The sequence below is a fragment of the Gaetbulibacter sp. M235 genome, assembly GCF_043876835.1.
GTDB lineage: Bacteria > Bacteroidota > Bacteroidia > Flavobacteriales > Flavobacteriaceae > Yeosuana.
In genome coordinates this window covers 1-19381 of the sequence record NZ_JBAWJZ010000010.1, presented here as the reverse complement: position 1 = coordinate 19381, position 19381 = coordinate 1, and the positions used below count along the sequence as shown (strand labels likewise).

Annotated in this window: 14 protein-coding genes and 1 pseudogene; 14 read left to right on the top strand and 1 reads right to left on the bottom strand. The window is 34.5% G+C overall.

The features are described from left to right. The 11 genes from V8G69_RS14435 to V8G69_RS14385 all read left to right on the top strand — a co-directional run bounded on the left by V8G69_RS14435 (nucleotide 1) and on the right by V8G69_RS14385 (nucleotide 15515). On the top strand, nucleotides 1-1818 hold the full coding sequence (locus tag V8G69_RS14435; protein WP_394882785.1) for a glycoside hydrolase family 2 protein: 1818 nt from the start codon (nucleotides 1-3) through the stop codon (nucleotides 1816-1818). A 50-nt stretch (nucleotides 1819-1868) separates the two neighbouring features. Further along, the gene (locus tag V8G69_RS14430; protein WP_394882784.1) at nucleotides 1869-2633 is read left to right on the top strand and encodes a family 16 glycosylhydrolase; all 765 of its coding nucleotides are present in this window, start codon (nucleotides 1869-1871) and stop codon (nucleotides 2631-2633) included. A gap of 29 nt (nucleotides 2634-2662) precedes the next feature. Beyond that, entirely contained in the window at nucleotides 2663-5323 is a 2661-nt protein-coding gene (locus V8G69_RS14425; protein ID WP_394882783.1) for a beta-L-arabinofuranosidase domain-containing protein, read from the top strand. Between the two features lie 4 nt (nucleotides 5324-5327). After that, nucleotides 5328-6968: a cellulase family glycosylhydrolase gene (locus V8G69_RS14420; protein WP_394882782.1), complete on the top strand. Its 1641-nt coding sequence runs from the start codon at nucleotides 5328-5330 to the stop codon at nucleotides 6966-6968. Nucleotides 6969-6990: 22 nt separating this feature from the next. Further along, nucleotides 6991-8943, top strand: coding sequence for a sialate O-acetylesterase (locus V8G69_RS14415; RefSeq protein WP_394882781.1), 1953 nt, complete (start codon nucleotides 6991-6993; stop codon nucleotides 8941-8943). 28 nt (nucleotides 8944-8971) lie between these two features. Continuing rightward, nucleotides 8972-9886: a ribokinase gene (gene rbsK / locus V8G69_RS14410; RefSeq protein WP_394882780.1), complete on the top strand. Its 915-nt coding sequence runs from the start codon at nucleotides 8972-8974 to the stop codon at nucleotides 9884-9886. A gap of 16 nt (nucleotides 9887-9902) precedes the next feature. Further along, nucleotides 9903-10901, top strand: a complete 999-nt coding sequence (locus V8G69_RS14405; RefSeq protein WP_394882779.1) for an L-rhamnose/proton symporter RhaT — start codon at nucleotides 9903-9905, stop codon at nucleotides 10899-10901. A 52-nt stretch (nucleotides 10902-10953) separates the two neighbouring features. Next, nucleotides 10954-12516 carry a glycerol-3-phosphate dehydrogenase/oxidase gene (locus V8G69_RS14400; protein WP_394882778.1) on the top strand — a complete coding sequence of 521 codons (1563 nt, stop codon included), beginning with the start codon at nucleotides 10954-10956 and terminating at the stop codon, nucleotides 12514-12516. A gap of 52 nt (nucleotides 12517-12568) precedes the next feature. Beyond that, a complete protein-coding gene (gene glpK / locus V8G69_RS14395; RefSeq protein WP_394882777.1) occupies nucleotides 12569-14062 on the top strand; it encodes a glycerol kinase GlpK in 1494 nt (497 codons plus the stop codon). A gap of 27 nt (nucleotides 14063-14089) precedes the next feature. Next, entirely contained in the window at nucleotides 14090-14818 is a 729-nt protein-coding gene (locus V8G69_RS14390) for an MIP/aquaporin family protein (protein WP_394882776.1), read from the top strand. A 61-nt stretch (nucleotides 14819-14879) separates the two neighbouring features. Beyond that, on the top strand, nucleotides 14880-15515 hold the full coding sequence (locus tag V8G69_RS14385) for a GDSL-type esterase/lipase family protein (protein WP_394882775.1): 636 nt from the start codon (nucleotides 14880-14882) through the stop codon (nucleotides 15513-15515). A gap of 1222 nt (nucleotides 15516-16737) precedes the next feature. On the opposite strand, the gene V8G69_RS14380 is transcribed toward V8G69_RS14385, so the two are convergent. Beyond that, nucleotides 16738-16950: a hypothetical protein gene (locus V8G69_RS14380; RefSeq protein WP_394882774.1), complete on the bottom strand. Its 213-nt coding sequence runs from the start codon at nucleotides 16948-16950 to the stop codon at nucleotides 16738-16740. A 263-nt stretch (nucleotides 16951-17213) separates the two neighbouring features. Here V8G69_RS14380 and V8G69_RS14375 point away from each other — a divergent pair, with 263 nt between their 5' ends. From V8G69_RS14375 to V8G69_RS14365, 3 genes and pseudogenes are all read left to right on the top strand, one after another. After that, on the top strand, nucleotides 17214-17546 hold the full coding sequence (locus tag V8G69_RS14375; protein ID WP_394882773.1) for a hypothetical protein: 333 nt from the start codon (nucleotides 17214-17216) through the stop codon (nucleotides 17544-17546). 35 nt (nucleotides 17547-17581) lie between these two features. Next, nucleotides 17582-18343 (top strand): annotated as a pseudogene (locus V8G69_RS14370) (tyrosine-type recombinase/integrase). A 101-nt stretch (nucleotides 18344-18444) separates the two neighbouring features. Beyond that, nucleotides 18445-19293 carry a serine protease gene (locus V8G69_RS14365; protein WP_394882772.1) on the top strand — a complete coding sequence of 283 codons (849 nt, stop codon included), beginning with the start codon at nucleotides 18445-18447 and terminating at the stop codon, nucleotides 19291-19293. Nucleotides 19294-19381: the final 88 nt, after the last annotated feature.

Sequence of the window (19381 nt, the reverse complement as noted above, 5' to 3'; positions counted from 1 at the left end):
ATGAAACCCTTTTTAATAAAAATTTTATTTTTATTACCCTTAATTGGGTCAGCTCAAAACCTGTTGATCAACACGTCAAACAGACATGTAACATCAATAAATGGAACATGGAATTATATTGTAGATCCTTACGAAACTGGATATTATAATTACAGATATGAGCCTTATGACCAGCTAACCGAAAAAAGTAATTCAGCATTTTTTAATAATTATCATACAGACAACAAACTGGAATTAGTTGAGTATGATTTTGATAAGTCTCCCACATTAACAGTTCCGGGAGATTGGAATTCTCAATACGAAAAACTGCTTTATTACGAAGGGACTATTTGGTACAAACGTTCTTTTGATTATAGGTTTACTAAGGACAACAATAGATTGTTTTTATATTTTGGGGCAATTAATTACAAAGCTGAAGTTTACCTAAACGGCACAAAATTAGGCGTTCATGAAGGGGGCTTTACGCCATTTAATTTTGAAGTCACAGATATTGTAAAACCAACTGATAATTATTTAGTTGTTAAAGTAGATAACAAGCGATTTAAAGAAGCCATACCAACCATTAATACAGATTGGTGGAATTACGGTGGAATTACTAGAGACGTAAAACTTATTGAAGAATCTGCCACATTCATTCAAGATTACAGCATTCAACTTAAAAAAGATTCCAACAAAACAATTAGTGGTTATGTTAAACTGAATCATTCAAAAGGAAACGACGCTATAACACTTTCCATTCCTGAATTAAAAATAAATCAAACTTTAACAGCAAATGATGAAGGTTATATAACCTTTGAAATCCAAACAAAAAACATACAGTATTGGTCGCCAGATTCTCCCAAACTGTATGCCATAACTATTAAAACAGATTATCAAGATTTAACAGATAATATTGGTTTTAGGACCATTGAAACTTCAGGCCCAAATATTCTTTTAAATGGTAAATCCATTTTTTTAAGGGGTGTTTGCATTCATGAAGAAAATGCCATGCGAGGAGGCAGGGCCTATAATGATGCTGATGCCTTGATAGCTTTAAACTGGGCAAAAGAATTGGGCTGCAATTATGTACGGTTGGCACATTATCCGCATAACGAGTACATACTAAAATTGGCAGATAAGATTGGTCTTATGGTATGGGAAGAAATTCCTGTTTACTGGACTGTTGATTTTATCAATCAAACTTCACTAAGCAATGCTAAAAACCAATTAACAGAAGCTATAACACGGGACAAAAATAGGGCTTCCATTATTATTTGGTCTATGGCTAACGAAACGCCTCCATCCGAAGCTAGAAATGCATTTATCAAAGAACTTATTATACTCACAAAAAGCAAAGATGACTCCAGACTTGTTAGTGCTGCATTGGAAAAACACACTAAAGATGATGTAAACATTGTTGATGATGAAATTGGTAAGTATATGGACATTGTCGCTTTTAACCAATATACCGGATGGTATGGCGGTTCTTTAGAAGATGCTCCAAATGCAAAATGGAATATTAAATACAATAAGCCAGTAGTAATATCAGAATTTGGTGGTGGTGCTTTACAAGGATTGCACGGAACCATAAAAGAACGATGGACAGAAGAATACCAAGAGTATCTGTACCAACAAAATCTAAAAATGATTGAGAAAATCCCAAACATAAGAGGGACAAGTCCATGGATATTAAATGACTTCAGGTCTCCAAAAAGAGTACTTCCAGGATTCCAAGACGGGTGGAACAGAAAAGGATTGATATCAAACCATGGAATCAAAAAGAAAGCGTTTTTTGTAATGCAAGAATTCTATAATAAAATAAAGCTCCAGTATAATTAAAGATGCATAAAATAAGTTTTTTTTTCATTAGTGTAATTAGTTTGATACTGTTGCCTTCTTGTTCAAGCAACAAAAAGGCAACAGCATTATCAAAAAATTATGAATTAGTTTGGGCCGATGAATTTAACGGCAACAATGTTAATTTAGATAACTGGTCGTTTATTTTATGGAACGCTGGAAAAGTCAATAACGAATGGCAACAATATGTTGAAAACACAGACAATTACAAAATAGAAAGCGGCATACTCTATATAACTGCCACCAAAACGGGCGAAAACAAAAAAGGAGGCTATACCTCCACCCGATTATCAAGTCAAGGAAAAAAAGAATTCAAGTACGGTCGTATCGAATTTAGGGCTAAACTACCACATGGCACGGGCACTTGGCCAGCATTATGGATGTTAGGATCCAATCATGAAGAAACCAGATGGCCATTGTGTGGGGAAATTGACATTATGGAATATGTGGGTTACGAACCAAATATAGCGCATACTAATATTCATACAAAAAGTGATTACGGCTACACAAATAATAAAACGGCAGTTAACCTAAAGACTGCCGAGGAAGAATTTCATACTTATGGAATTATTTGGACAGAAAATGCCATACAATTCTATATTGATTCTCCTGAAAACATTAAAAACACTTATGCCCCTAGTCCCAAGACACAAGAGAACTGGCCTTTTAATCAGCCCTTTTACTTAATCATGAATTTTGCTGTTGGAGGTGATTGGGGTGGAAAAAACGGGGTGGATGAAACCATATGGCCTCAAACCATGGAAGTGGATTATATAAGGGTTTATCAGAGAAAATAAAGCATAAAGAAAAAAATAAACATCACGTCATGAAATCACTTTTTAAACACAAGGTATCAACCAGTATTTTAGTTGTTTTTTTTGTTGTGATTATTACTAACGAAATTCACGCACAACTACTACAGCAATTACCCATTGAAAGCAAATTCAAACAAGGCGATGATTCAAATTGGGCTAGTTTAGAGTTTGATGATACAGATTGGGATACTAAATTATTGGCGACAAGTTGGGCCTCAACAACACAAAAAGAAAATGTTTTTGCTTGGTATCGTATTAAAATTGTTATCCCTTCAAGTATGAAAAGTCTAGCTGAAAAGGGCAATGGAATAAAACTAAACCTAGGAAAGATTGATGATGCTGACCAAACTTTCTTTAATGGAGAACTAATTGGCCAAACAGGGTCTTTACCTCCACACTATGAAACTAAATGGGATGTCAAACGCTCCTATATCATACCTGAGAAAGAAATATTATGGGATAGAGAAAATGTTATAGCCGTTAGAGTATTTAGTCTGGACAATGCAGGAATTGGTTTGTATGAAGGGCCCTATAATTATGCTCCTGTACAATGGTCTGATTATATTTCAACAACGTATAAAATTTTAGAAACTGACAATAATGGCTTTACAACTCATATTACATTCACAAACAGTAGCAATAGAGCCTTTGATGGAAATATAAAATATTGGGTAGCGGATAAAAATAAGACCATTTTGTTTTCCGAAACATTGCCTGTAGAAGTTAAACCAATTCAAGGATATAAAGCTGTTGTTTTATCGTCAAATTATCAGCCTGAAAAAAATAATATTTTTAAAGTAGGATATCAAATTCAAGAAAATAATAGCACTGCTTCCATAGAAGATGGACAGATGTATTTAGCAGATAGAAATATTAAAATTCCTGTTGCCAATGAACCAAGCATAATAGTTGAAAATAAAATAAAGGATGTTTTCACTTCAATTCCTTTTCAAAATCAGCAATTCAATGGCTATTTAGGAAAACGACAAGCTCAAAATTTAGTGGAACGCCTTTTAAATGTGGATGAAGAAGGCATCATAGGTTCTTATTTAAAAAGACCCGGTATTCATCCATGGGCTGGCGAACATGTTGGCAAATATTTAGAAACTGCCTGCAATGTTTGGAAAAATACGCATGATACCAAACTCAAACAGCAGATAGACAGAATAATGTTTGAATTGGTAAACTCACAACTGGAAGATGGTTATTTGGGAACCTATACCCCTGATGCCTATTGGACAAGTTGGGATGTATGGTCCCATAAATACAATTTATACGGTTTGCTTGCTTATTATACTACAACGGGTTACCAACCTGCTTTAGAAGCTTGTAAAAAAATAGGTGATTTGATGTGCACAACGTTTGGAAATAATCCTGGGCAACGAGACATTATTTTGGCAGGAACACATATTGGAATGGCAGCGACCAGCATTTTAGACCCAATGGTTGAATTGTACAAATATACGGGCGACAAAAAGTATCTGGATTTTTGCTATTATATCATTGATGCTTGGGAACAAGAAAACGGCCCTAAAATCATCAGCACATTACTATCTTCAGGAAAGGTAAACAAAGTAGCCAATGGCAAAGCCTATGAAATGCTTTCAAATTTTGTTGGAATGGTAAATTTATACCGAGTTACCGGAGATGAAAAATTGCTAAACCCTGTTTTAATTGCTTGGCAGGACATTGTTGACAACAGATTATACATTACCGGAACCACCAGTTCTTGGGAACATTTTCAAGACGACAAATTATTACCAGCAGCAGATAAAGACCATATGGGAGAAGGTTGTGTAACAGTTACTTGGCTTCAATTAAATCATGGTCTTTTAAACATTACTGGTGACTTAAAGTATGCCAATCAAATTGAAAAAACCATTTACAACCATTTATTGGCTGCTGAAAACCCAGAAACCGGTTGTGTGAGTTATTACACACCACTCATGGACAAAAAACCCTTTATATGCTACATTAGTTGCTGTACATCAAGCGTTCCTAGAGGCATTGCAATGATACCATATTTTGCTTTTGGAAATGTTCAAAACGTTCCAACCATTATGATGTTTGACCCAGCTAATTATAACGAAACCATAGCAACTTCAAAAGGTAAAAAAATTAATTTATCACTACAGGTTGAAGGCTATTTCCCCGAAAGCGGTGATGCCACTATAACAGTTAATCCATCTCAAAAAGCCGCTTTTGCACTATCCTTAAGGGTTCCTGATTGGTGTACTTCTTTTAAGGTTACTATTGGTAAAAAAGAATATAGGGGTATTGCCAATCAATACTTAAAAATTGATAGAGTATGGACTTCGGGAGATAAAATAAACGTCTCTTTTGATATGCCAATTCAAATATTAAATGGAGGGAAAAGTTATCCCAATCAAATTGCATTTCAAAGAGGCCCGCAAGTCTTGGCATTTGACTCATCTTTGAACACAGGAGTAGACATAAACACTAATCCATTATTGCCAACTGAAAACCTTGTGGTTAAAACTGTTTTTGATGTTTTACCAACCCAATGGATTGGAAAGCAAACCTATACTGTAAACATGATAGATGAAAAAGGCAACAATTCTGATCAACAATTGTTACTGGTTCCTTATGCCGATGCTAGTCAAGCCAGCGGAGTTATAAAGGTTTGGTTACCAGTAAACGAAAAAAAATAAACAGATGAAAAAATTTAGAACTTTATTTTTATTTTTAATTATTGCCTATTTTTCTCAGGCTCAAACAAAGCAAGAAAACAATTTAACTTTTTTGCATACATCTGGACAAGATATAGTCAACGAAACTGGCGAGAAAATATATTTAAAAGGTGTTGGACTTGGAAACTGGCTTTTACCTGAAGGTTACATGTGGAAGTTTGGTGGTCTCGGCGATCGTCCCAGAAAAATTGAAAAAGTAGTAGAAGATTTAATTGGAAAAGAAAAATCTGCTCACTTTTGGAAAACTTATAGACAGCACTATATCACAGAGGCTGATATTAAACGAATTGCAGAATTGGGTTTTAATTCTGTTAGACCAGCTCTAAATTCTAGATTATTTTTGACTGAAGATGAAAACCCTGTCTATCTTGAAGAAGGGTTTCAGTTGATTGACTCCTTAATTTCGTGGTGCAAAAAATACAAAGTTTATGTTATTATTGATATGCACGGAGCTCCTGGTGGACAAACGGGTGCCAATATTGATGATAGTGCAAACGATCAACCAGAACTATTCATTAATAAAAAATTTGAAAATCAACTTGTTAATCTTTGGGTAAAAATTGCTCAAAGATATAAAGATGAACCAACCGTTGCTGCTTACGATTTATTAAACGAGCCATTACCAATCAATACCGGATCCGCAGAAAAATACAAACATTTACTTGTGCCTTTGTATAAACACATTACATCTGAAATTAGAAAAGTAGATCAAAAACATATGATTACTTTAGAAGGTTTTAATTGGGCAAATGATTGGTCTCTTTTTGACACACCTTTTGATTCTAATGTTTTTTATCAGTTTCATTATTATTGCTGGTCAAGACCAGATAATTTGAATAGTATTGATGGCTTTCTAAAAAAACGCAATGAGCTTAACACACCTATTTGGGTTGGAGAAACCGGTGAAAAAGGAAATGCCATTTATTGGGCAACCACACAATATTTTGAAAAAAATAACATTGGTTTTTCATTTTGGCCTTGGAAAAAATTGAATACTAAAAATACACCCTACTCCATTAAAAAACCAGCTAATTGGGATTTAATTTCTGAATATACAAGAGGAGGAGAAAAACCAGATAGTATTGTTGCCGAAAAAGCATTTAATGACTTCTTAGAAAACATTAAACTATCAAACTGCGAGTATTTTGAAGATGTCTGTAACGCTATAAACACAAGAATCCCTGGTAAAATAGAAGCCGAAAATTATGGTTTTGATGGTTACAACCGTTCTTATTTTGTTTTAGAAACACTAAAAAAATCTGAATTTTACAGAAAGGATGAACCTGTTCAAATAAAGTTGGACAGTACGGATGAAACGCAATTTTGGTCAGACCAATCTATTGAACTTCAAAAATCAGAATGGGTAGTTTATAAGTTTACGAGTCTGGAAGACAAAACATTTCGATTTTCGTTAAAAGCATCCAGTGGAGCAAAGCCCACCAAACTAAGCATAGAAATTAATGACAAAAAAATAATTTCTATAGTTAACAACAAAAATTTGACAGAAACAACCCTAGGAAATTTTTATTTGAATAAAGGAGAAAACAAGATTAAAATTTTGGTAAAATCCAACACTATTAAGTTGGATTGGATTGAAATTAAATAAAAGCATATTAAAGTTATTAAAAATGAAAAGACAGTATTTGTTTCTTATAACCATACTAATTAACAGCATTATAATTAATGCGCAGGTTTCCATATCTAAAATTTTCTCTGACAATATGGTGTTGCAGAGAAATACACCAATCCCTGTTTGGGGAAAAGCCAAACCAAATGAAAAAATTGAAGTTCATTTTGACAAGCAAATCAAAAAAACCTCGGCAGACAAAAATGGTAAATGGATGATCCATTTAGATAACGAAACTGCAGGAGGCCCTTTTGAATTAATCATTAAAGGGAAAAATACCATTCAAATAAAAAATGTACTTGTTGGAGAGGTTTGGATATGTGCAGGACAGTCAAATATGGAATGGTCAGTTGTACAGTCTAACGACGCTAAAAAAGAAATAGCTTCTGCAAATAATCCAATGATTCGGCATATTAAAATTGACAAAGAAATAAATTCATTGCCTCAAAGAGATGTAAATTCAGCTAATGGTTGGCAGGTCTGCGATTCTACTACTGTTGGAGATTTTACGGCTGCCGGATATTTTTTCGCGAAAAACATATACAACGAATTAAAAATTCCAATCGGGCTCATAAACACATCATGGGGAGGAACAAATATTGAAACTTGGATTAGTAGAGATGGTTATGAAAGTAGTGATGAATTTACAGAAATAATTGCCGGTATGCCTAAAATAAGTTTAGACTCACTTTCAAAACTCAAAGTAAAAACGTTTGAAAAGAGAATAGAAAAAATACAAGGTGAAAAAATAAATGCAGCAAATGCAAATAATTTCAAAGAAGTGGCATATCATGATTCCAATTGGCCAGAATTGAACCAACCAGGATTATGGGAACAGCAAAGTTTAGGTGAATTAGACGGTATAGTTTGGCTGCGAAAGTCTTTTGTTATACCTACTGGTGATAGTAAAAAACAAGCAGTTTTAGAACTCTCAACAATTGATGACTATGACGATACCTACGTAAACGGCATAAAAATAGGAAGTACTAACCAGTGGGACGCTTTTAGGAAATATACAATCCCGGCAGGTGTATTGAATGAAGGGGTCAATACAATTGCCATAAGAGTAACAGATACTGGCGGTGGCGGTGGTATTTATGGAGACCCTGCTAATCTCAGATTAATTATTGATAATACTGTCATTCCATTAAACGGGATTTGGAAATTTCAGGTAGAATCCATAAAAAAAACAAACAACGAAAATTCATTTCCTTCACTATGCTACAACGCCATGATAAATCCGCTCATTCCATTTGCTTTCAAAGGCGTATTATGGTATCAAGGAGAATCCAATGCAAGAAGATCTTTTCAATATCGAACAGCATTTTCACTAATGATAAACAACTGGCGCCAAAAATGGAATCAAGGTGATTTTCCCTTTTATTTTATGCAATTAGCATCCTTTTTTGCCGGAGGAAACAGTAACGATGGTTGTGGTTGGGCAGAACTTAGGGAAGCACAAACAATAGCTTTGAGCTTACCAAATACAGGAATGGTTGTTACAACAGATTTGGTTACTAATCCTAGAGATATTCATCCTACCAACAAGCAAGATGTAGGAAAACGATTGGCAGCTCTTGCTTTTAATAATGTATATGATAAGCCCATGGTTTGTAGTGGCCCTATGTATAAATCAATGGAAATAAAAGGTAATCAAATTATAGTTTCATTTGATGATATTGGAAGTGGTTTATATACACCAGACAAATACGGGTATATTAAAGGGTTTGAAATAGCTGGAGAAGACCAGATTTTTCATTATGCAACAGCTTACATCAAAGACAATAAAATAATACTTTCAAGCAACGAAGTAGATACACCAATTGCCGTTCATTATAGCTGGATTGGTGACGCAACAGAAAGCAATTTGTTTAACAAGGAAGGATTTCCTGCTGTTCCTTTTAGAACTGACCAATGGAAAACCGTTACCAAAGAAGAAAAGTATAAAATCTAAAAAATTAAGCTGAACAAATCCATTAAAAGTGAAAACAAACAAAATAATCGTCATAGGCAGTTCAAATACCGATATGGTAGTAAAAACAAAAACACTTCCACTACCAGGAGAAACTGTTTTAGGCGGAACTTTCTTTATGAATGCGGGCGGTAAAGGTGCCAATCAAGCAGTTGCGGCGGCTAGATTGGGAGGCAATGTAACGTTTGTTTCAAAAGTAGGTAACGATATTTTTGGCAAACAAACCGTTGAAGGCCTACAAAAAGACATGATCAATACTGATTTTGTTTTTACTGATGAAAAAGCGCCATCTGGTACAGCCTTGATTTTATTAAATGAAGAGGGCGAAAATTGTATTGTCGTTGCTCCCGGTGCCAATGCTTATCTGTTGCCTTCAGATATTGAAAAAGTAAAGGATATTTCAAGTGCTGAAATCATTCTAATGCAATTGGAAATTCCTATGGAAACCATCACATTCATTGCAAAAAAAGCAAAAGCAAATCACCAAAAAGTAATTATTAACCCTGCACCTGCACAAAAACTTGATGATGAATTATTGAACGGTTTATTCTTAGTGACACCAAACGAAACAGAAGCTACATTATTAACTGGTATCACCGTTTTAAATGATAAAACAGCTTCACAAGCTGCAGAAGTTTTTTTAAGCAAAGGCGTTCAAAATGTGATTATTACTTTGGGTAAACAAGGCGCCTATTTTCAAAACAATACCTTAAAGCTAAAAATAAATGCACCCATAGTCCAAGCATTGGACACTACGGCTGCTGGTGACACCTTTAGCGGTGCTTTAACAGTTGCCATTACAGAAAAAATGGATTGGGAAATAGCAATAAGATTTGCTGTTGAAGCAGCCTCCGTTTCAGTAACAAGATTGGGGGCACAAGTATCAGTTCCTTACAGAAATGAAATTTCAATTAAACAAAACTAACTTAAAAACTTAACTCATGTTCATTGTAGAAAATTACGGATTGGCCATTTTCCTTTGTGTTGTTACCATGATTTGCTGGGGTTCTTGGGCTAATACAACAAAATTGACCACTAAAACTTGGAGGTTTGAACTATTTTATTGGGATTATGGGTTTGGGATTCTTATAGCTACTTTACTACTCGCTTTTACGTTGGGAAGTAATGGTATTGAAGGCAGGTCATTTCTTGAAGATTTTTCACAGGCCAATTCTGAAAGTTTGGCATCTGCTTTTATTGGAGGGGCTATATTTAATGCTGCAAACATATTGTTGGTAGCCGCTATAGCAATAGCGGGAATGTCGGTTGCTTTTCCTGTCGCTATTGGAATTGCTTTGGTATTAGGGGTTATTGTAAATTATATTTCAAATCCTCAGGGAGATCCAACATTAATATTTGTAGGTGTTGCATTAATAACCTTGGCCATTATACTAAATGCCAGAGCCTACCAAAAAATGCAAGCCAATTTAGTTGAAAAAGTATCCAAAAAAGGATTGATAATATCTGTTATAAGTGGTTGTTTAATGGGATTGTTCTACAAATATGTTGCAAGTTCAATGGTGACTGATTTCAATATTCCTGAACCAGGCAAACTCACTCCATACACCGCATTGGTGGTTTTTGCTCTTGGTGTGGTAATGAGCAGTTTTGTTTTTAATACCATTCAAATGAAGCGTCCTTTTGTAGGTTTTGCAGTTTCTTTTAGTGATTATTTCAACGGAAACAAAAAAGATCATTCAATAGGTGTTTTAGGAGGTATTATCTGGAGTATAGGAATGTCTTTAAGTATCTTGGCTTCCGGAAAAGCAGGTCCGGCTATTTCTTACGGATTAGGGCAAGGTGCAACCGTGGTTGCTGCCATTTGGGGCATTTATATCTGGAAAGAGTTTGCTACAGCACCCAAAGGAACAAAAACTCTATTAAATATTATGTTGTTGTTATATGTAGCAGGATTAACAATGATTATCCTATCAAAATAAATTTATTTTAAGAGTTCCATTTGATATATAATTTAAAAGTATTTAAACAATTTTGTACAAAAGAGAAACATTAACCAAGCAATTAAAAGATAACTCCATCTGGGATGTTGTTGTTATTGGTGGAGGTGCAACGGGATTAGGGGTTGCATCAGACAGTACCACACGTGGTTTTAAAACGCTTTTATTAGAGCAGGCAGACTTTGCAAAAGGAACCTCTAGCAGGAGCACCAAATTGGTTCACGGGGGCGTAAGATATTTGGCCCAAGGCAATATAGATTTGGTTAAGGAGGCCTTATATGAAAGAGGCCTGCTGTTAAAAAATGCGCCGCATTTAGTGAGCAATCAATCATTCATAATCCCAACCTATAAAAGATGGGATACTTTCCTATACACGTTTGGGCTAAAAATTTATGATTTTTTGGCAGGGAAACTAAGCTTTGGAAAATCCGAATATATTTCAAAAGAAGAAACTCTTTCCAGATTAAAGACAATAAAAAATGAAAATCTTAAAGGAGGTGTAATCTATCAGGATGGTCAATTTGACGATTCCAGATTAGCAATAAATATTGCCCAAACCTGTATTGAAAACGGTGCAACGCTTTTAAATTATTTTAAAGTGCAGAAACTGTTGAAAAACAACCATGGCATTGTTAATGGGGTTACTGCACAAGATATAGAAACCAATATTTTTTATACTATAAAAGCCAAAATTGTCATTAATGCTACTGGTGTTTTTACTGATGAAATTTTAAAAATGGATAATCCAAAAGCAAAGAATATTGTTCGCCCTAGCCAAGGGGTTCATCTAGTTGTGAACAAATCTTTTCTACCTGGTAATGATGCCATCATGATCCCCAAAACCAATGACGGCAGGGTACTGTTTTTAGTGCCTTGGCATGATAAAGTGCTTATAGGTACCACCGATACACTAATTGAAAGTCACAGTTTAGAACCTAAGCCTTTAGAAGAAGAAGTCGGTTTTATCATTTCAAACGCAAACAACTATTTAAACAAAAACATAAGCAATAAAGATGTGCTAAGTGTCTTTGCAGGATTAAGGCCTTTGGCCGTTTCAAAAGACGAGTCAGAAAAAACAAAGGAAATATCAAGAAGTCATAAAATCATTGTGTCTCCATCTAAATTAATCACTATCACGGGCGGTAAATGGACAACTTATAGAAGAATGGCCCAAGACACTGTTAACAGGGCTATCCTCACAGCTGGATTGCCTAACATAGCATGTAAGACAAAAAATTTGAAAATTCACGGAGCTAAAGAAATGGTTGATAAAACCAACCATTTATATGTTTATGGAAGCGACCAAGATGCTATTAAAAAACTAACAAAAGAATCACCTGAGTTAGAAGAAAAATTACATCCACGGTTACCATATACCAAAGCAGAAGTTATCTGGGCCATTAGAAATGAAATGGCAAGAACCGTTGAAGATATTTTAGCAAGACGGGTGCGAGCCTTGTTCATAGATGCTAAAGCAACCATAGAAATCATTCCAGTTGTAGCCGGTTTATTGGCCAATGAACTGGATAAAGATGAAGCATGGAAACAACAACAAATCAAAAACTTTATAAACATAGCAAATCAATACATTTTATAAATCGAATTATTATATTAGAATTTTTTTTGAAACCCTTTAACCCACAATGACTATGGAAAAATACATACTTGCTCTCGACCAAGGAACTACAAGTTCTAGAGCCATTATTTTTGACAAGCAAGGGCATATTGTTTCACTCGCTCAAAAAGAATTTAAACAATATTTTCCGAAACCGGGTTGGGTTGAGCATGACCCTATTGAAATATGGTCTACTCAAGCAGGCGTTGCCGCTGAAGCCATTGCTAAGAAAAACTTAAATATTGAAAATATTGCGGCAATAGGCATCACTAATCAACGTGAAACAGTTATAGTTTGGGAGAGAAAAACAGGGAAACCAGTTTACAATGCAATTGTTTGGCAAGACAAAAGAACATCCAATTTTTGTGATGAACTTAAAAAGCAAGGAAAAAGTGATTTGATTAGAAAAAAAACGGGGTTGGTTATTGATTCTTATTTTTCTGGGACTAAAGTAAAATGGATTTTAGATCATGTTGAAGGAGCAAGAAAAAAAGCTGAAGCGGGTGAGTTGATTATGGGAACCATAGACACATGGCTAATTTGGAATTTCACAAAAGGCGAACAACATGTAACCGATGCTTCCAATGCTTCCAGAACCTTGTTGTTTAACCTGAATACTATGGATTGGGACGATGAATTGCTAGAACTGTTTACCATTCCAAAAAGTATGTTGCCACAGGTTAAACAATCCAGTGAAGTTTACGGGCATACTCACTCAACTTTTTATGACACCAAAATCCCTATTGCTGGAATTGCAGGAGATCAACAAGCAGCACTATTCGGGCAAATGTGTACAAAATCCGGAATGGTTAAAAACACCTATGGCACAGGTTGTTTTATGCTTATGAATATTGGCGAGAAACCTATTGTTTCAAAGAATAATCTGTTAACAACTGTAGCCTGGAAAATTAATGGAAAAACCCATTATGCTCTTGAAGGCAGTATTTTTATTGCCGGAGCGGTTGTTCAATGGTTGCGAGACAGTTTAAAAATCATTAGAACGTCTGCTGATGTTGAAAAATTGGCAAGTTCAGTTAACAGCGCAGAAGGGGTTTATTTTGTACCAGCTTTTGCAGGCTTGGGGGCACCCCATTGGAACCAGCATGCACAGGGTACTATTTTTGGATTAACCAGAGGCAGTACTGATGCTCATATTGCACGTGCCGCTTTAGAATCCATTGCTTATCAAACCATGGATGTTTTGAAGGCTATGGAAGCCGATTCTGGTATTTCCATTAAAGAATTGCGTGTTGATGGCGGTGCTACTATTAATAATATGCTTATGCAATTTCAGTCCGATGTATTAAATACAGTAACCGTTAGACCTAAAGTAGTTGAAACAACCGCTATGGGTGCCGCTTTTTTAGCCGGATTAGCAGTGGGATATTGGAAAGACCAAGAAGAAATTCAACAAATATGGCAAACAGACCAACGTTTTAATCCTATTACAGATAGAAAAGAAATAAATGAAAACATCAAAGGTTGGTATAAAGCAATAGATGCTTTAGAATATTGGACAAAAAAATAATTCATAACATAAAAAACAAAATAAAAAATGACACCATTTATTGCAGAAATTATAGGAACAGCATTACTTATCTTATTAGGAGGAGGCGTTGTAGCCAATGTGGTTTTAAATAAAACCTATGGAAATAATAGTGGTTGGATAGTAATTACAACAGGCTGGGCGTTAGCTGTTTATGTAGCTGTTGTAGTAACTGGCCCCTATAGTGGGGCCCATATCAATCCAGCAGTGAGTATTGGTTTGGCCATTGCTGGCAAATTCTCATGGAATTTGGTGCCAACATATATTTTAGGGCAAATGATCGGAGCTATGATAGGAGCCTCTTTAGTTTGGTTGTTCTATAAAGATCATTTTGGTGATACCGATGATGCTGATTCTAAAAGAGCTATCTTTTGTACAGCACCGGCAATCAAAAATTTATTTTCAAATTTATTCAGTGAAATCTTAGGCACTTTTGTTTTGATTTTTACCATTTTATACTTTACTGGTGCTTCAATTGATGATAAACAAACAATTGTTGGTTTAGGTTCTCTAGGGGCATTGCCTGTTGCTTTTTTAGTATGGTCCATTGGGTTATCTTTAGGGGGCACAACCGGTTATGCCATTAATCCGGCCAGAGATTTAGGTCCAAGAATCGTGCATGCCATACTGCCAATTAAAAACAAGGCAACCAACAATTGGGGCTACGCATGGATTCCGGTGTTGGGACCAATTATTGGAGCAGCCATTGCTGCATGGTTAATGATGTTATTATCTTAAAAAAAGAAATTAAGAATCTATTGAATCTCAAATATCTTTTATAATAATTAAAATGCTCCAAATGAAAAAGTTTTATATTTCACTATTAGGGATACTGCTATTAATGTCGTCTTGCTCACCGGTAAAAATAGCCTGTGTGGGAGACAGTATTACTTATGGTTCAGGAATTAAAAACAGGGATTTTCTGTCATACCCAAGGCAACTTCAAAAGCTCATGGGAAAAAGATATGATGTTAGAAATTTTGGGGTTAGTGGCGCCAATATGATTAAAAAAGGAAATAAACCATATTGGCAGGAACCTGAATTTAAAGCTGTAAAAGAATTTAAACCCAATATTATAGTGTTGATGTTGGGAACTAATGACACAAAAACATTCAATTGGAATACAAATAAAGATGAATTTGTTTTAGACTATAATGCAATGCTCAAAATTTTAAAGGAACTAAATCCGAAAACGACTCTGTATATTGGCCTACCCCCACCTATATTTGAAAACAGATGGAGTATGCAAAAAGATGTTCTTAAATTTGAAATGTTGGATATCTTAAAAAAAATAGCATCTGACAATCATATTAAAACCATTAATTTCTATGGATTTTTTCTTGATAAATCAAATTTACTGCCCGATGGGGTTCATCCCAATGCAGAAGGAGCTAAATTAATGGCAAGTGAAATTTTTAAGGTTTTAAAAAATTAATTAACAGCAATTCTATTTTCTTGAAAAGAAGGGCAAGCCTTTCTCTTTTGGGGGGATTACTACTACTTTAGCAATGGTTTACAACCTAGAGGTTTGGTTAGAATGGTGCTCCATATACGAGACAAATATAATAGGATATTTAACACATGAAACGTCTGTAAGGCCTTTTAGATTTTCTTTGAAGCACATTCAGCTAAAGCTGACTTATGCTGCTACGTGCTTTGCACTCCCCTCACAAGTTAAATGAGCTCTAACGCCCTGCTAAACCTAATTACTTATGGCATATATATGAACTACAGCTCCAGCTGACAGACTCAAACCTTTTAAGTGACATAGCAGGTGCTAAAAGCAATTTGACCCTGCTTCTTGAACTCCCAATCTAATAAATTTAACAACTAACGGTAGCTCCGCTACCTAGTCGATAATCAATGATTTGAGGCTTAATTCCCAAAATCTATCAAATTCTCAAATCATTGTTGCTTAAATTTATTATCTTTTCCTTCGCAAAGCAAACCTGTGTTTAACAGGTTGTTAGCATATATTTGAGATGAACAAAATAAAAATTGAACTCATTTACATTTTATTGATTTTTACAGGCTGGCTTCAACTAAAATTCTGACCAAAAATCAAGTAATTGAAATAGCGGAAAGTTATGTTATCGAACAAAGTTCCTCAGATAAAAAAATTGACTTGAAAAAGACGGAAATTGACTCTGACATTCTTGACCAATATCAAACGCTTGAAAAAGTAGCTGAATTGAGACACAATTTGTTGAATTCAAAAGTTTTTTTCATAAAAAACGGTTTAGAGTAAACTAAACCGTTAGTATTGAATGAATTTCATTTTGTAGCGGGAACTGGACTCGAACCAGTGACCTTCGGGTTATGAGCTCTGCGCCAAAAGAATTTCAAGCACAATCATGAGGAGAAACAACCCTTAAAATTATAAAACGTATGCAAAAACGTATGCAGTTTTAAGTTTTCAGATTATTGAAAATATTTAATGCAATTTAATAAATTAATTATTAATTGAACTTAATGAATTTTAAAAGTTTTGAGATAGATTTTTTAATCTTTTTTATGATTATAATTAGACCAAATCCTTTTAAAATTGTTCGCTAGGCAAATAAAAAAATATCGAACTCTTAATACTAGAATTATAAAAATTTGATTCTATAACATGTAAGATTACTACAAGCACTTAGCTTAAATTTCTATAAAAATTATTTTTCCATATAATCCTGCCATTTAATCAAGACGTATTTTTCAATATTATTTTCTTTTCTTTTTAAGAACCCGTATTCATAAACAAACAAGTAAACATCTTCTTTTGCGGTTTTCCAATAATGGGTAAAATAATTGGGGTTAAATCCTTCCGCAACCAGTTCGTCCAACCTAACAATGGCCTTTCCGGCTTTATTAAAGTTTTTTAGCAATCTTCTGTTCAGTTTTAATTGCTTATCAATGTTCTTATAGAAAGCTGTTTCATTTTGAACGTTCCTTTGGTAATGATATGAACTTTACAGTAAGGGTCGCAAAACTTTTTATCGTAACGTCCTTCCAATTCCTTTCCACAGGACAAGCATTTTTTAAAGGGTTTCATGGTGTATATATTCTTCTGTACATTATACGTTTATTATACGTGTAATGTACAACTATAAATTCATTATGGTATATTTTTAAGAAAATACTATTATATATGAAATTCAATCAGCAAATTACCCTAAAGCATCTTCTTATAGACAATAATAAATGTATAGGTTTGGAATTCTACTCAAACAAGGCATTGAACATTTTGGTTAATGAACTAGACTCCGTTTCTTGGAGTGACGAGTTCAATATGCATTATCTGCCCAACAACAAAAACAATCTTGACAGTATATATAACCTATTTAGGGGTATTGCCTGGATTAATTCAAAATACTTCTTCCAAGAAACCAGGTCGAAGCAATTGTTCGAAACATTTGATGTCGCGTGGTTTAGAAGCAGAAAAAACATGATAGTTTCAGATATTGTCCCGAATCGTATTTGATTAAATTGGAATTGAAAAAATACTCCAATAGTACCGTGAAGTCTTATGTTTCTTCTTTTGAGGATTTTATTAATTACTACAACAAAACTGCAATTGATGAATTGAACGAAAATGATATTAGGCAGTATCTACAATGGTTGGTGCAAAAAGACAGATTGAAATCCTATATCAACCAAGCCATCAATAGTATCAAATTCTATTATGAAATAGTTTTGGGGATGCCCAACAGGTTCTATAGCATAGAACGTCCGAGAAAAGACAAAAAACTGCCCGTGGTTCTATCCAAAGAAAATGTAAAGAAAATTATAGACCACACCAACAATTTAAAACATAGATGTATAGTAAGTCTTTTATACTCGGCCGGTCTGAGAAGAAGCGAACTATTAAACTTAAAACCGACCGATATTGACAGTTCTAGGATGTTGATATTTGTACGAGATGCCAAAGGGAACAAAGACAGGTACACATTGTTGTCCAGCAACACATTAAGGGATTTGAGGCAATATTTTAAAGAGTGGAAACCAAGTGTTTATTTATTTGAAGGACAAACAAGAGACCAGTACAGTGCCAATAGTGTTGGTAAGATAATAAACGAAGCTGCCATTAAGGCTTGAATAAGGAAAAAAGTTACCCCACATACTTTAAGGCATAGTTTTGCTACTCATTTATTGGAATCTGGTACGGATTTGAGGTACATCCAATTGCTTCTTGGACATAGTTCTACCAAAACCACTGAAATTCACACTCATGTAGCCAAAAGCAGTTTCGATTCTATTAAAAATCCTTTGGATTTGTAAGGTATTTTTTATTAAATTCGTAATAGTATATATAGTGGGGATATATACACTAGTGTATATATCCTTACGTTAGCAGCAATTTAAACCAACTCAACTCACATATGACAAAACAACTTTCTTTACTTGAACAAATTTGCTACAGCACAACTAGAATTGAATGTGAAAAACCAAATGGAGATAAGGGAACTGGAACAGGATTCTTTTTTAGCCTAAAAATAGACGATGAAAAAAGCATCCCTATGGTCGTAACAAATAGACACGTAGCGGAAGGAATGGCAAAAGGACGCTTTAAACTTACTAAATCGGACAAAGATGGTAATCCAAATTTAACCGACCATTTTACACTAGACTTTTCAAAAGACTTTGATAAAATGTGGACTTATCATCCTGACCCAAATATAGATTTATGTGCAATGCCTATTGGTCAACTTGTTAGTGCTGCTAAACAAATGAATGCAAACCTTTTCTACAGAACATTTGATAATAATATTATTCCAAATAAACAGCAACAAGAAGAACTTGATGTTGTTGAGGACATACTAATGATTGGCTATCCAAATGGAATTTGGGATTCTCATAACAATATGCCTATTATAAGAAAAGGTACAACAGCAACTCATCCAAATATTGACTATAATGGCAAAAAAGAGTTTATGATTGACGCTGCTTGTTTTCCTGGTTCAAGTGGCTCACCAGTCTTGCTTTATAACAATAGCGGATACTCGACCAAAAACGGAGGATTTAATATAGGAGCTGCTAGATTATACTTTCTTGGAATTCTATATTCGGGACCACAACATACAGCAACAGGAGAATTACAAGTAGTTAACGTTCCTAACCTTCAAGTTCCAATGACATTTTCAAGAATCCCTAATAACCTTGGAATAGTAATTAAATCTGAAAAAGTTTTGGACTTTCTTCCGATTTTCAAACAGAAATTTAATTTATAAAAAACAGCTGCTAACACCGTATATAATTTATTGCTAGTTCTAGCCTACTTACGAAAATCCTCGCGGATTTTCTATTCGGTTTTTATTT